Annotated in this window: 6 protein-coding genes and 2 pseudogenes; 3 read left to right on the top strand and 5 right to left on the bottom strand. The window is 48.1% G+C overall.

Annotated elements, in window-relative coordinates; all coding sequences use genetic code 11:
• Nucleotides 1-165: 165 nt before the first annotated feature.
• The 3 genes from ACOJUN_RS18890 to ACOJUN_RS18880 all read right to left on the bottom strand — a co-directional run bounded on the left by ACOJUN_RS18890 (nucleotide 166) and on the right by ACOJUN_RS18880 (nucleotide 11,572).
• Nucleotides 166-3,777, bottom strand: coding sequence for a PEP/pyruvate-binding domain-containing protein (locus ACOJUN_RS18890; protein ID WP_422133445.1), 3,612 nt, complete (start codon nucleotides 3,775-3,777; stop codon nucleotides 166-168).
• 188 nt (nucleotides 3,778-3,965) lie between these two features.
• The gene (locus ACOJUN_RS18885; protein WP_422133444.1) at nucleotides 3,966-7,715 is read right to left on the bottom strand and encodes a DUF4116 domain-containing protein; all 3,750 of its coding nucleotides are present in this window, start codon (nucleotides 7,713-7,715) and stop codon (nucleotides 3,966-3,968) included.
• A gap of 185 nt (nucleotides 7,716-7,900) precedes the next feature.
• Nucleotides 7,901-11,572, bottom strand: a complete 3,672-nt coding sequence (locus ACOJUN_RS18880; protein ID WP_422133443.1) for a PEP/pyruvate-binding domain-containing protein — start codon at nucleotides 11,570-11,572, stop codon at nucleotides 7,901-7,903.
• A gap of 127 nt (nucleotides 11,573-11,699) precedes the next feature.
• Between ACOJUN_RS18880 and ACOJUN_RS18875 the strand changes: the two genes are divergently transcribed.
• The 3 genes and pseudogenes from ACOJUN_RS18875 to ACOJUN_RS18865 all read left to right on the top strand — a co-directional run bounded on the left by ACOJUN_RS18875 (nucleotide 11,700) and on the right by ACOJUN_RS18865 (nucleotide 13,422).
• On the top strand, nucleotides 11,700-11,864 hold the full coding sequence (locus ACOJUN_RS18875) for a hypothetical protein (protein WP_422137146.1): 165 nt from the start codon (nucleotides 11,700-11,702) through the stop codon (nucleotides 11,862-11,864).
• Between the two features lie 26 nt (nucleotides 11,865-11,890).
• Nucleotides 11,891-12,073: pseudogene (locus ACOJUN_RS18870) on the top strand (ISNCY family transposase); the annotation flags it as partial.
• Nucleotides 12,074-12,668: 595 nt separating this feature from the next.
• A pseudogene (locus ACOJUN_RS18865) lies at nucleotides 12,669-13,422 on the top strand (IS110 family transposase).
• 298 nt (nucleotides 13,423-13,720) lie between these two features.
• Here ACOJUN_RS18865 and ACOJUN_RS18860 read toward each other — a convergent pair.
• Both ACOJUN_RS18860 and ACOJUN_RS18855 read right to left on the bottom strand, forming a co-directional pair.
• Entirely contained in the window at nucleotides 13,721-14,269 is a 549-nt protein-coding gene (locus tag ACOJUN_RS18860; RefSeq protein WP_422133442.1) for a type II toxin-antitoxin system RelE/ParE family toxin, read from the bottom strand.
• Entirely contained in the window at nucleotides 14,257-14,532 is a 276-nt protein-coding gene (locus ACOJUN_RS18855) for a CopG family ribbon-helix-helix protein (protein WP_422133441.1), read from the bottom strand. The genes ACOJUN_RS18860 and ACOJUN_RS18855 overlap by 13 nt, the downstream gene beginning before the upstream one ends.
• Between the last annotated feature and the right edge of the window lie 4 nt (nucleotides 14,533-14,536).

Genomic DNA, 14,536 nt, shown 5'->3' with positions numbered 1-14,536 from the left:
ATTATTCATCCATGATTCAAGTGCAAACGTTTAAAGCGATTACCTGACATTTGACAATGAGACTTTGATAAAGTTCACCCGTCCGTCTGAAGCAGATAACAGGAAAAACGATAACGAGCTGTTGAGGTCAACATTTTCAGAATAGATCTGAACCTATTCCCGGAATCAGACCCATTTACCCAGTAAGGGGTTTCTCAGGGTTGCTTCATTGATAAAATCTGTATCAGTTTTAAGCTCCAGAGCTACATATTGGAAAGCCTGATAATTCTTTGCAATTAAGTCCAGCATGAACTCGCGATCACTCAATAAGGTCTCACAGCCATATTTTAAGACATTAACATTGACAGCCATTAAGCTTTCAATAGTGCTTTTATCGCTTCGGATTGTGTTACTGGCATAGGACAGAACTTTTGCCTCCTCTGCGGCAGAGGCCATGACAACATCTCTGTCATTGCGCAGCTCTGCACTCAAAAACTGCAGTTCTTCGGGATGTCGTGAAATAGCGGGTAATACAAAGTCTCTATCATTTCGGACACGTTGGCTGGCGTATCTCAGTCCGTACTTAAGCAAGGCATTATTAATCTCTTCTTTATGATCCCCAAGCGGTTGACCCGGTGGCACATAAAACTCCAGTCTGTAACTGTAAGATGGATTGATAACAAAGCATTGATTTTCCAAATCGTACAGTTGCTCAATCAATCGGGTAGCGTTTCTGGGATTTAATAATAAAAGATGATGTAAGAGCTCCGTACGAGTGTTCTCACTGATCTTCATTAACCTTTCCCTCATAGCGTCCCATGGATTCCCCCTGATAAACTTTGACCTCCGACACATACCCAAGCGCCGGGCATGATGAGCAAACTGTTGGTGGTGTGTGCTTAAAAACTGGCAGCACATAGCAGTAACGGACCAAATGCTCCCAGCCCGATAAGCCATTATGAAAAGGCAATGTTGGAAGGCGAATCTATCCGATTCTGTCGCAACATCACGATTAAGACGCTGTGCAAGCAGGTTAAAGTCCCACTGACCTCCTTCAAAAATGGGTCTGGAATTCAAATCAAGATCCAGATCAAACATAGCACGTAACACAATGATCAGTTTTGCAAAGGCATACTGCATGGTTTTACGTAATTTCATTCGGGGGCATTCGACGATCATTTCACCCGCTACGGCGTTGCAACTCAGCTTCATGTTATCGGCATCTTTATCCAGTTCAATCTCTCTCAATAATTGCGCCAGAAACCACATACGCCTGAACTTGCCGGGTCTGTCATAGTCATAGTTTGCATCAAATTTGTCTGAGAATGTCAGCCGCAAGGTTCGTCCTTTACCCCCATCTGCCTGTTCCAGTAGCTCGATAATGCCCACATGACTTCCCAGCTCCAGGTTAACAATCACGGCTTCATCCATACTGATGACGGTCCCGGAAAGCTCCAGCTCTTCCATAGAGACTTTATCGGAAATTCTCAATAGCGGTGCCTCTTCACCCGGTGTCGTACAATCGACATAGGTGATGTTTTTTTCCCCGGATATCCTGCCCTGACCCGAAGCCAGAGTGACCGGTGCCAATGCTTTTACAAAGCGCTGGTGCAGGGCAAAAATCAGTTCATGGACACTCCGCACCAGATCAGCCTCTTGTGGATTGAGCGCTTGAAGAAAGGATTTTAGCTGATGGCAGTCTGCTATCCACGGACGAAACATTCCCGGGGATAGCTGCCCGTCTTCAGCCACTTGCATGGGCTTAATGATTTTCTCCAGGCCGGACTGGATGGCCTGTTTCAACGCCTCGAAACGGTCGCTCAGTTCCAGCCATTCTTCCTGTAATTGCCTGACCTCAGGTGAACCGCGTTGTCCTGCCAGCTGCAAGAACGCCTGATAGCCAGCCAACAGAGCTTCAGCGCCATAAATCAGCCGATTTACGTCATTCCTGGTCTCAGCCAGTAACTTTGATCGTTGCGGCGACATACTCAATTTTATCGGGTTTACCAGATAATCCAGACCACTGCCGGGGGCAAAAAGTGCCAACAGCCGGGCATTTTGATCCGTGAGCCATTGAAAACCGCTGGCGACCTGACGGAATGTGCCTTCAGATGGAGACAAAGCTTCCCGGGACGGGAAGGCTTTTGTTGACGGTGCATCAGAAAATGCAGAGGACAGGCTTCTGTGACTGGCCAGTTCTTCGCTAAGGTCATCGGCAACAATAAAGGCTCTGGGCTTGCCTTTGAAGCGGCCACAGGCCAGCGTCGTCTGCTGGCCAACCCTGGCAGCCAGGGTGTCAAAATGCCCACCGGCCAGCATTAAGGGCTTTTTTTCCTGTCTCATGAGTATCGCCACATGATCATTGAATCCTCCTTCTGCAATGACAAAACCTCCTGCCCGCATCAGGAACCCGGACTCAAGCATCCAGTCTTCGGTGTGTTGCGCCACGACAATGGCTTTATCTGGCATAGCGCCTGCCTCTTGTTTTCTGGCCAGCCAGAGTGGTCCGGTGCAATAGCCTTCGCTGATACCCTCGCCAATGGCCAGTGTCTTTTTGGGTATGGACATGGCAAAATCCATGCCGCCAGAGAGTTGCGTGATGGGGCGCACCTGCAACAGGAACAGGCGACCCTGTTTGTCTATGGCAAACTCCACATCCACGGGGCAGAGCAACAGGTTTTCCAGCTCTGTCACCGCCTTCCTGAGATCTGAAACCATTTCATCAGTGAGTTTCTGTCCACCGTCGTCTGACTGAGCAGCCACATGATCAATTCTTGTTTCCGAATAGCCGTTATTGTTCTTTTGCAGGATAAAGTGAATTGAGATCGTACCGGGAAAGTATTGAGAGCCTGCAGCTGCTTCTTTGCAATCCTCACGATAAATATCAATGCGATGGGGTGTGTTACCGGACTGCCCTGCCACAACACCTCTGGGTTGACCCCGTGTGTACTCAACCCTGACGGTATCATCCTGAAAAGATTGAAAGCTCATGGCGACACCACCGTATTGGCAATCAACGCAGTTTTGGATAATCAACGCCATGGGTTGCGGTATGCCTTCGGGACAAACTTCAGGCCGGTAACCTGAAGCCATGACCTTGAGGCAGGTTCGCAAAATATCCTCTTCTCCCTGAACTAAAGAGAGGTATTTGCCTGCCTGGGCATCGCCGTAGTTATCTTCATTGATGCCGGAACTGCGGACAATAATCGGCTGTGCCATGGAAAATCGGTCCAGCTGACGACGCAGATCCCTGATTTGCCGGGCCGCTTCAGAATCTTTAACCTGTTCGTAATAGTCATCACTGACAATAAATTCAGCCAAACCCGCCAGCCAGTCATTCCTTTTGGTTCGCTCTGAAGGCAGCAGGGTATTGAGGTATTCCCGGATGTTCGTCAGGCTGGTCCCGGCCTCCGGTTCACGGTCAACCTTCTGTAGATAGCGGTCTAAACGATGCCTGTCCAGAGGATGTTGATCAAAAGCATTCATGACTTGCGCAGTGACACATTTGAAGGGTGGAACAGGCAGATCAGCTTTCTTCATGCGCTGCAGAAACATCCCCTTACCCCCAACTTTTTCCCGGCCAAGGGGAAAACAGTCAGCAGCCTGATCTGAATCAGCTGGACAACAGGTGCGCCTGATAAGTGGCTCCGGGTCGGGAATGCCATCGGGATCAGAATGGCCGAGATACCTTTTGGGCACATCATCAGCCCCGATGGATGGACTGCCAGCCCGGGTATTATGATTTGGATTCGTTGTCAGACTCTGAGGATCTGACGTCTCAGAAATAACAGGTAACATCAGGATATCCCTCTCTAACGTTAACAATGATGTTTTTATAAAGTTCGCCAATCAGCCTGAAGCAAGCAAATTGATCAGGCTATGAAATAAGCTCTTGTAGGCTCATCAAAGTATTTAAAAGGTGAAAATCAGGCTCAGAGGATTTTACAAATAGCTATGGGCTTTGGTTTTTCAGGCTGCTGTTTGTATTACGAACCGGCAAATTCACTACTGTAGTATTTTTCTAAACTTTCCTCGTCTACGTGTTTAACAACACCCCGGTTCCTGTGGATTGCTGACCTGATAAAATCCATATCACGTTTAAGATTATGCGCAACAGATATGAAGGCACGGGAATTATGTGCAATTAAATCCAGCAAATACTTGCGATCATTCAATACCCTTTCACTGGCATAATATAAGTGGTCAATATGCTTATCAATTACCATTTGAATAATGTTTTTATCGCTTCGGATTCTTTCACTTGCATACCCGAGAGCCTCTGGATAATCGGTGATGGCAGCCTTTACAACCTCTTCATTATCTTTAATTTTCGGGCCGGCATATTGCAGATAAAAGCCATGTTGGTTGATTGCAGTCATGACGACCTTTTTACTATTCTTTAGTTTCTCACTGGCAAATTCAAGGCATTTGGGACGTGCTGCAATAATTGTTAATATCAGTTCTTTATCATTCCGAAGCTGTTGGCTGGCATATTGCAGTCCATGCTTCAGCAAGGCTTTTGTGATCTTTTCTCTATTATCCGCAAGCGACTTACCCGGTGGAACATCAAAACTTAGCCTGTAACCGTAGGAGAATGGTTTTAGAACATAGCATTGATGTCTCAAATCGGGATAAACATCCTCAATCAATGGAGCAGTCCTTTGGGCATCCAGGTATAACAGATGATGTAAAAGTTCCTTTCGGGTTTGCTCTGTGATTTCATTGCTCATTAATATTTCCCGAAAGTTGTCCTCAGTTTTATCACGAGACTCTTTATCACGAGAATCTTTATCACGACATTCTTCAAACCGTTTGGCATAATGAATAAACTGTCGGTGGTGGCTTGGTAATAACTTGAAACAATCGGGAGTGTAGTGGATACGCTTCTTATAATACATTGCGAAAAGGCAATGTTGAAAGGCGAACCTGTCAGCTTCTGCCGTAATATCGCCATTAAGCCTTTGTGCCAGCAAGCTAAAGTTCCACTGATTGCTTTCAAAAAGGTCAATGTGCAGCATCTTACAATCCAAATCACACATACCACATAACACAGTGAGCAGTTTTTCAACGGCATCCTGCATAGTTTTAGTTGTTTTCATTCGAGTGCATTCGACGATAATTTCTCCCACTACCGCATTGCAACGCAGCTTCATGCTATCAGCATCTTTATCCAGTTCGAGCACTTTCAGTAACTGCACCAGAAGCCACATACGCTTTAACTTGGCAGCTGAATCAATACCATCATCTTTATAAAACTGGTCAGAGAATTTCAGCCGCAAGGTCCGTCCTTTACCCCCCTCTGCGTTTTCAAATAGCTCGATAAGACACAGATGACTTCCAAGCTTCAGGTTAACAATCAAAACGCCATCGGCAATGATGACCGTTCCTGAGCACCCTAACTTTTCAATTAATACTTTGCAGGACGGCTTCAATAGCGGCATCTTTTCATTCGGATTACCCGAAACCGCACAATCAACATATTTGATGCTCCCGCTACTGGATTGCCTGCCCTGACCCGAAGCCAGAGTAACCTTCGCCAGTGCACTTACAAAGCGCCGATGCAGGGCAAAAATCAGCTCATGGACACTCCGAATCTTCTCAGCCTTCTCAGGGTTGAGTGCCTGCAGACAGGATTTCAGCTGATGGCAGGCGTCCAGCCACTCAGGAAAAGTTACGGTGGATAACGGCCCTTCAACATCGGCTTTCAGAGGAAGCCTGATCGTTTCCAACATTGATCGGATGGTCTTTTTCAGTGTCTTGAAGCGCTTGTTTAATTGCGGTAATTCTGCCAGAAGTGGCTTGATCCAGGGTGAACTGCTGTCACCCGATAGCAGCAGGAAGGCCCGGTACCCCTCCAGCAGGACTTCAGCTCCATAGAGCAGGCGTTTTAAGTTGTACTTATTCTCTGCCAGTATTTCTGATCGTTGTGGCGACATACTTAGTTTTACCGGATTTTCCAGACAATCCAGTCCGCCCCCGGAGGCAAAAAATGCCAACAGACGGGCATTTTGATCCGTGAGCCATTGAAAACCGCTGGCGACCCGGTCGAATGTGCCTTCAGGTGGTGACAAATCCTCCCGTGACGGGACGGGTTTTGTTGTCAATGCATCAGAAACAGCTGAAGTCAGGCTTCTGTAATTGGCCAGTGTTTCGGCAATGTCGCCGGCAACAATAAAGGCACCGGGCTTATTTTTAAAACGGGCGCAGGCCAGCGTCGCCTGTTGACCATCCTGAGCGAACAATGCCGAATATTGGCCACCAGCCCGCATCAAGGTTATTTTTTTCTGTTTCATAAGGATTGCTACATGATCATTGAATCCTGCTTCGGCCAGCACAAAACCCCCAACCCGTTTCAGAAACTCAGGCACAAGCATCCAGTCTTCAGCGTGGTGGGCCACGACAATAGCTCCCTGTGGCATAGTGACTGCCTCTGGTTTTCTGGCCAGCCAGAGCGGTCCGGTGCAGAAGCCTTCGCTGATGCCCTCGCCAATGGCCAGGGTTTCTTTGGGTATGGGCATGGCAAAAACCATATCGCCAGAGAGTCGGGTAACAGGACGTACCTGCAACAGGAACAGGCGATCCCAATGATCGATGGCGAACTCGACATCCACGGGGCAGAACAACAGTTTTTCCAGCTTTTTCACCAGTTTCCTGAGTTTTGATACCATCTCATCACTGATTAGCTGCCCGCCGTCGTTTGCCTGGACATCGACAACATCCATTCTTTTTTCCGAATAACCGTTATTGTTGCTGTGCAGGGTAAACTGGCTTGAGATAGTCCCGGGAAAATATTGATAACTGTCAGCTCTTTTTCGACCCTTGCGAGCAATATCAATGCGGTGAGGCGTGTTACCAGACTGCCCTGCCACTGCACCTCTGGGTTGACCGGGTGTGAACTCAACACTGATGGTATCATCATCAAAAGATTTATAGCTCATGGCGACCCCGCCGCATCGGCAATGAATACACTGCTGGATGATCAGTGCCATGGGTTGTGGTATGCCTTCGGGACAGACTTCAGACCGGTAACCTGAGGCCATGACCTTAAGACAGGTACGCAAAATATCCTCATTTCCCTGAACCAGTGAAAGGTATTTGCCCGCCTGGGCATCGCCGTAGTTATCTTCATTGATGCCAGAACTGCGGACAATAACCGGCTGTGATATGTAGAGTCTGTCCAGCTCATGGCGCAGCCCCCTGATTTGCCGGGCCGCTTCAGAATCTTTAACCTGTTCGTAATAGTCATCACTGACAATAAATTCAGCCAGACCCACCAGCCAGTTGTTCCTTTTGGTTTGCTCTGAAGGCGGCAAGCTATTGAGGTATTCCCGAATGTTCGTCAGGCTGATCTCTGCCTCCGGATCATAAACAACCCCGGGGAAATAGCGGTCTAAAAGTCGGGTATCCAAAGGCTGTTGTTCAAGCGCATTCATGACCTGAGCAGTCACACATTCGAAGGGTGGAACAGGCAGATCGGCTTTCTTCATACGCTGCAAAAACATTCCCTTGCCGCCAACTTGTTCCCGGCTGCTGGGAAAACTGTCAGCCGCCTGATCTGAAACAGGTGAACGGCAGGAGCGCATGGTTAGCGACCTTGGCTCTGGAAAACTACGGGTGCCATGGTCACTAAAATGCTTTTTGGATGAACTACCAGCCCTGCTGGATGAACTTCCAGTCACCGTATTCTGATTTGAATTTGCTTTCGGAGTTTGAGCATCAAATGTAGTGGGAAACATCAAGATATCCTTCTTGTATTAACATTCATCCATTATTCACTAACAGCTAATTAATAAGCCTCTTTCTTTGACAATGATGTTTTTATAAAGTTCACCCGTCACCCGTCAGGCTAAAACACGCAAAAAAACAACAACAAGCCGACAACACAGCTTGCACTGACCAACCTTGTCTGAATCGATCAGTTTTAACTCGCAGGCTTCTCCACGTATCTTTGAACTTCGGCGTTTTTCCGGATTGCCACCTCAATAAAGGCCCTCTCACGAAGAAGCTCTTTGTAGGCATATTTAACAGCAAGAGCATTATCTTTAATTAAGGCCAGCATAGACTTGCGATCACTCAATATCGTGTCAGTGGCCCATGACAAGCGATTAATATCATCAGCAATCACCCTTTTAATAATGTTTATATCGCTTCTGATTCTCCAACTTGCAAAACGAAAAGCTTTCGGATGCGAAGCGAAAGCGGTCATTACAACTTCATCATCATCCTGCATTTCCTCGCCGGCATATGCCAATCCAATGCCATATTGAGTAACGACGGACATAACGATCTTTCTATCATTCCTCAGTTCTTCACTAGCATATGTCAGGTCACCCGGATGCACTTTAACCGTTGCCAATACCAGCTCTCTATCATCTCGAACCCGCCGACTGGCATATTTAAGCCCATGCTTCAGCAGATTTTTTTTAATCTCTTCTCTACCACCCGGAAACAACTGACCCGGTGAAACAGAAAACCTTAGCTCGTAGCTGTAAGCCGGGTCGATAATAAAGTAATCATTTCTCAAATTGGGATACTCATCTTCAACAAACCAAATAACCTCTTGGGGGTGTGATAATAAAAGATGATGTAACAATTCCCTGCGGATGTTTTCACCCATCTCATCACTCATTAGCACTTCCACAGGAGCCGAAAAAACTAACTCTCGACACTGATCAATAAACTGTTGTTGGTGATGGCTTAATAAATGATAGAAAACGGGGGTTGTTCGGTCTTCTCTATATAAATCACCGGCTATCAAGAACAGGATATGTTGAAAGGAGAATCTGTCAGTTTCAGTAACCGCATCACTATCGAGGCGTTGTGCCAGCATGTTAAAGTTCCACTGTTCTACTTCATCTCTTTCAAAAATAGCACTGTCCGCCAAGTAAAGATCCATATCACGAGAAGCACGTAACGCTGTCAACAGTTTTTCAAAGCCTTCCTGCATGGTTTCAGGTGATGCCATACGGGCACATTCGACGATCATGTCTCCAGCTATGGCGTTAAAACTAACCTTCATGGTTTCGCCCTCTTTATTCAGTCCGATCATTTTCAGTAACTGCACCAGAAACCACATACGTTTTAAAGCACCGGGATTGTCACTGCCATCAGGTTTATCAAACCTGTCGGAGAATTTCAGTCGCAGGGTATGGCCTTTCCCCCCTTCTGCGTCCCTGAATAGCTCAATAACGGCCACATGATAGCCAAGCTTCAGGTTAACAATCAAAGCATCATTCATACTGAGAACAGTCCCTCTGCGCCCTGATCGCTGGATCGATGTTTTGTCGCACGGTCTTAAGAGCGGTGCTTCTGCACCCGGAGTCGTGCAATCGACATAGGTGATCTTGTTTTCCGTAGATATCCGGCCCTGACCCGAAGCCAGAGCGACCGGTGCCAATGCCTCCACAAAACGCTGATGCAAGGCAAAAATAAGCTCATGAACACTCCGTACCTGCTCAGTCTCCCTGGGGTTAAGTGCCTGAAGAGAGAATTGCAGCTGGTGGCAGTTAGCCACCCACTGACGAAAAGCTCCCGTGGATAACTGCTCTTTTTCATCGGATTGCAGGGAACGGATGATCGTTTTTAACCCTGATAGGATGGTCTCTTTCAGCGTCGCGAAGCGGTTGATTAGCAGCTGCAATTCATTCAGCAATGGCTGCACCTTTTGTAAATCTTTGTCACCCGCCAGGTTCAGGAAGGCCCGGTAACCCTCCAACAGTGCATCGGCCCCATGAATCAGCTGATTGATCTTGTCACTGGTCTCTGCCAATAATTCTGAGCGTCGTGGCGACATGCTAAGTTTTATGGGGTTTGCCAAACAATCCAGTCCCCTGCCGGGGGCAAAGAATGCCAACAAACGGGCATTTTGATCCGTGAGCCATTCAAAACCGCTGGTGACCTGGCGGAATGTGCCTTCAGGGGGGGACAAATCATCCCTTAACGGGATGGCTTTTACTGACGGCAGATCAGCAACAGCAGAGGACAGGCTTCTGTGACTGGCAAGTTTTTCGCTCATGTCACCGGCAACAATGAAGGCTCCGGACTCACCTTTGAAGCGGGCGCAGGCCAATGTCGCCTGATGGCCATCCCGCTCGGCCAGGGTCGTAAACGCTTCGCCGGCCAGCATAAAGGGTATTTTTTTCTGTCTCATAAGGATGGCCATGTGGTCATTGAACGCACCTGAGGCAAAGACGACACCTCCAGCCCGATCCAGACATTTGGACGTAAGCATCCAGTCTTCAGCATGTCGGGCCACGAGAATGGCTCCCTCTGGCATAAAGCCTGCCTGTTGTTTTTTAGCCAGCCAGAGTGGTCCGGTGCAATAGCCTTCACTGATGCCCTCGCCACTGGCCAGGCTGTGTTCGGGCATGGGCATGGTAAAAACCATGTCGCCAGAGAGTTGGGTTATAGGGCGCACCTGCAACACGAACAGCCCCCCCTGATGATCGATAGCAAACTCTACATCCACGGGGCAGTGCAACAGGTCTTCCAGCTTTGCCACCACGTCCTTAAGTTTTGAGATTATGTCGTTACTGAGTATGTGGCCATTACTGAATTTTTGACCATCGTCGTCTGATAGCGCATCCCCATCATCAATTCTTATTTCCGAATAGCCGCAATTATCTGTGTTTTTGTGCAGAATGAAGTGGCTTGAAATCTTTCCGGGAAAGTATTGAACGTTTTCGGCGCCTTCTTTGCGAGAAATATCAATACGGTGGGGTGTGTTACCGGACTGTCCTGCCACTACCCCCCTTGGCTGACCGTGTGTGTACTCGACCCTGAGGGTATCATCATCAAAGGATTGAAAGCTCGTGGCGACTCCACCTTGCAGGCAGTTAATACACTCCTGGATAATCAGCGCCATGGGTTGCGGTATGCCTTCGGAACAGACTTCAGGCCGGTAAGCTGAGGCCATAACCTTAAGACAGGTTCGCAAAATATCCTCATCTCCCTGAACTTCCGAGAGGTATTTGCCTGCCTGGGCATCGCCGTAGTTGTCTTCATTAATGCCGGAACTGCGGACAATAAGCGGCCCGGATGTTGATAGTCCGTGATCTCTGATGTGTCGGGCCGCTTCAGAATCTTTAACCTGCTCATAAAAGTCATCACTGGCAATAAATTTCGCCAGACCTGCCAGCCAGCACTCTCTTCTGGTTTGCTCTGAAGGCAGCAACGCATTGAGGCGTTCCCTGATCTTTGCCAGACTGATCTCCGCCTCCGGTTCATCGCCGATCCCGGGGAAATAGGGTTCCAGACGCTGGCTATCCAGAGGGTGTTGTTCCAGCGCATTGGTGACCCGGGTTGTCACACACTGAAACGGTGGCACAGATACACCAGCTGCTTTCATGCGCTGCAAAAACATTCCCTTGCCGCCCAGTAATTCCCGGTTGGCAGGAGAACAATGAGCAGCCTGATCTGCAACAGGTGTGCTGCATTTGCGCTTGGCTAGTGGCGTTGCGTCGGGCTCGCCAATGGGTTCAGGGTCACCAAGATACATTTTGGCTAAACGATCAGCCAAAGTCTCCTGATCGGGGAGAGTTGCCAGGCTTTGAGAACCTGATCTGTCAATATTTACAAGTGGCAAAGGTAACATAAAGATATCCCTCTAACGTTAATATTCATCCATGATTCAACAGCGAGTCATTACCATTACTTTGACAAGAATATTTTTATAAAGTTCCACCATTGGCCTTAAGCACATAACTTGATCAGGATAAAAGATGAAGCATTCCGAACTTATGCGCCAGACCATTAATCCACAAATGCAGCTTGGCGAGGTTGATATCTCTGCCATTACATTCAATCTCAGATCAAGGGATGACATTCCCCGCTTGCTCCTGGCATTGCAATATATCTGGACAAATAAGAACTGGTACGTTGGGTAAAAGATTCAGACTACCAGTGTCAGCTGATTGTCCGTCGTGTATTGAGCCATGAAAGCATCCCTCATAATGAGAAGGTTTTTTCTTTGTTCGAACGTCATACCGAATGGATCAGCAAAGGTAAGGCTGGCACTCCTGTAGAGCTTGGCCTCAGAGTCTGCGTATTGCAGGATCAGTTTGGCTTTACCCTGCATCATCTGGTCATGGAAAAACGAGAGGTTATGACCCCCAAAGCATTGGTCACTGGAGTTGTATCCGCTGATGAAGCAGAGGATTAAGGCTCTGTCGTGCAAACAGCTGAGTCAAAGTAGAACTGACCCTCGACGTTGGTCAGTCCAGTCAAAGCAGTGGCTTTGGAATCATTGACAGGAGTACATCTATTCACGATCTGGCAAAGTGTCGGTGCACTGGTCGTTGCCGGGCCATGGGCTTTACTGTGAACACCAGTACAAACTGCAAACCCTGCAAGGGGTACTGCTCACATACCCTCGAAAAGTTCACTAGGAGCCTGACCGAGAATAGCGCCCGTCTAGGCGACCCCGTAGCGAGGACGGCAGAAAATTGAGGATGAAAATTCGGTTTTGTGAGGAGAATAGCGAGCTATTTGACGAACAAAAGCGGATTTACAGAACAATATGCTGCCGCCGCACGACTGCATGGATGCAGGAGCTAGAGCAACGCAGGAGCAGTTGCCGTGTAGGGCAGTCTATTCTCGGTCTAACGGGATGGTCCGCCCCTCCTAAACGGCTTCAAATGAGCCAAAATGGAGTTAACCATTTAAACAGGATTAACCGGAGCGAACCACCCATGACTATTTCAGTACATGGTATCGATATTGGCAAGAACAACTTTCACCTGTTTGGTGTTGATGAGCAGGGTAGCAAAGTCATCAGAAAGAAGTTGTCCAGGAAGAACCTTCTGGAGTACGTGGCAAATCTGGAGCCATGCATTATCGCTATGGAAGCCTGTGGTGGTGCTCACTATTTGGCTCGGTTATTCAAGAACTATGGGCATACTGTCAAGCTGATTTCACCTAATTCTGGAAGATGCTGAAAATGGACTCCATTCGCTGACTCGTGAGCTGCTACATGGTTTATCAGAAGAGTTGGCCAGTCTTGACAAGCGTATTCAACAGTATGACCAGAAAATTCAGGAGCTGGCTGAAAACGACGACGAATGTCGTCGAATGATGACTATGCCGGGTATCGGAGCCATCACTGCCACTGCATTGAAGGCAGCCGTTGGTGATGCGACGTATTTTAAATCTGGTCGACACCTTGCCGCATGGTTGGGATTAGTTCCAAGACAGCATTCCACAGGCGGTAAGTCAGTCCTGCTGGGCATCAGTAAACGGGGTGATAAATACCTGCGCACATTATTGATACACGGCGCACGTTCGGTACTCCACTGCCTCAAAAATAAGGATGACCGCTGTAAAAAATGGGTTAGCCAACTTAATGAGCGCAGCAATCACAACGTTGCCGCCGTTGGTCTGGCTAATAAAATGGCTCGGATTGTCTGGGTCATCATGACCCGAAATGAAGTTTACAAGGCTGCATAATGAGGTAAAGGCGGCAGCGGCAAAGTAAAGCATAAGCTTAATCAAAGGGGAACCCCCCCGCAGATTGCGATGAGCATGTACAGTTGATGGCAAACAGGTAAAAAAAAACCGGCAACCTGAAACCTGATAGGAGTCTTGGCCCTTGAGGCCGTCGGACTGATAAGGCCAGGTTGCGCGGATACCCATCAGGGCCAGAGGGTTAGACCTCATGAATAGGCCGTATATATGATTGCAGTTATCTTTGTTTGCTAATTAACAAAACAGGCTCTTGCAAAACGGGGCGGACCATATAAGGCTCCTAGTGCAGCCAAGCCTTGATATCCATACAGCCCACTCGTTCCGATACTCTGTGGTCGTCATTCCCGCGAAGGCGGGAATCCAGCGCCAACAGCGGGTCTCTGCCTTCACGCGGATGAAAAGGCCAGGGGGGCACCGGGCAGTATGGTTCTGGTGATGAGTCTGTGTGGATTCCCGCCTTCGCGGGAATGACGGGAGTGAGGCCGGAAATGACGGGAGGTGAACCAGGGTTTTGCGACACCCTTTGTTGCGTGGGAACGAGGGGTGTATGGATATCAGAGCTTAGCTGCACTAGTACCGTTGTTAGTTCGCCATCAGTACGATACAAGGCAACATAATCACTGCTACCAAAGTCAATCAGCCACTCCCTAAACTCAGGCTCCATGCCATCAACAGGCCGACCAACTTCAGGTTGATGGGCTAAAATTTTCACATTAGAACGGATTGTTTTGATAGCACGGCTGGCAGACTTTCCACCTTTGCTTGCCAGAAACCGATGAAGTCGCTGAACATCTCTAAGGGCAGAAGGTGACCATATCAATCGTGACACTTAGGAATCTCCGCATCTTCTCCGGCTTCAAGTTTGGCCAGCCATGCATCTGCCTCTTCAAGCGTCAGGTGCATGCCATTTTCCTGATAGGCTTCCCAAGCATTGAGAGCATCCTGCTTGAAGGCTTCTTTCTTTTCCTCACAAGCCACATAGTGACGAATTGCCTCACACATAATCCAGTGGGCTGATCGGTGTCTGGCTTCAGCCAAGTGCTGAACCCTCCTTTTCAAGTCTTCATCAAGTTTAACTGAGGTGGTGGCCATCCTC

Source organism: Endozoicomonas sp. ALD040, from assembly GCF_049275945.1.
In the GTDB taxonomy this organism is placed as follows: domain Bacteria; phylum Pseudomonadota; class Gammaproteobacteria; order Pseudomonadales; family Endozoicomonadaceae; genus Endozoicomonas_A.
Note: the sequence above shows the minus strand (reverse complement) of the source record. Positions and strands in the feature narration are given on the sequence as shown.

What these genes read in the sequence shown, in the direction of transcription:
- ACOJUN_RS18890 (WP_422133445.1), bottom strand. Translation starts at nt 3,777, where the DNA reads ATGTTACCTGTTATTTCTGAGACGTCAGATCCTCAGAGTCTGACAACG.
- ACOJUN_RS18885 (WP_422133444.1), bottom strand. Translation starts at nt 7,715, where the DNA reads ATGTTTCCCACTACATTTGATGCTCAAACTCCGAAAGCAAATTCAAAT.
- ACOJUN_RS18880 (WP_422133443.1), bottom strand. Translation starts at nt 11,572, where the DNA reads ATGTTACCTTTGCCACTTGTAAATATTGACAGATCAGGTTCTCAAAGC.
- ACOJUN_RS18875 (WP_422137146.1), top strand. Translation starts at nt 11,700, where the DNA reads ATGAAGCATTCCGAACTTATGCGCCAGACCATTAATCCACAAATGCAG.
- ACOJUN_RS18855 (WP_422133441.1), bottom strand. Translation starts at nt 14,532, where the DNA reads ATGGCCACCACCTCAGTTAAACTTGATGAAGACTTGAAAAGGAGGGTT.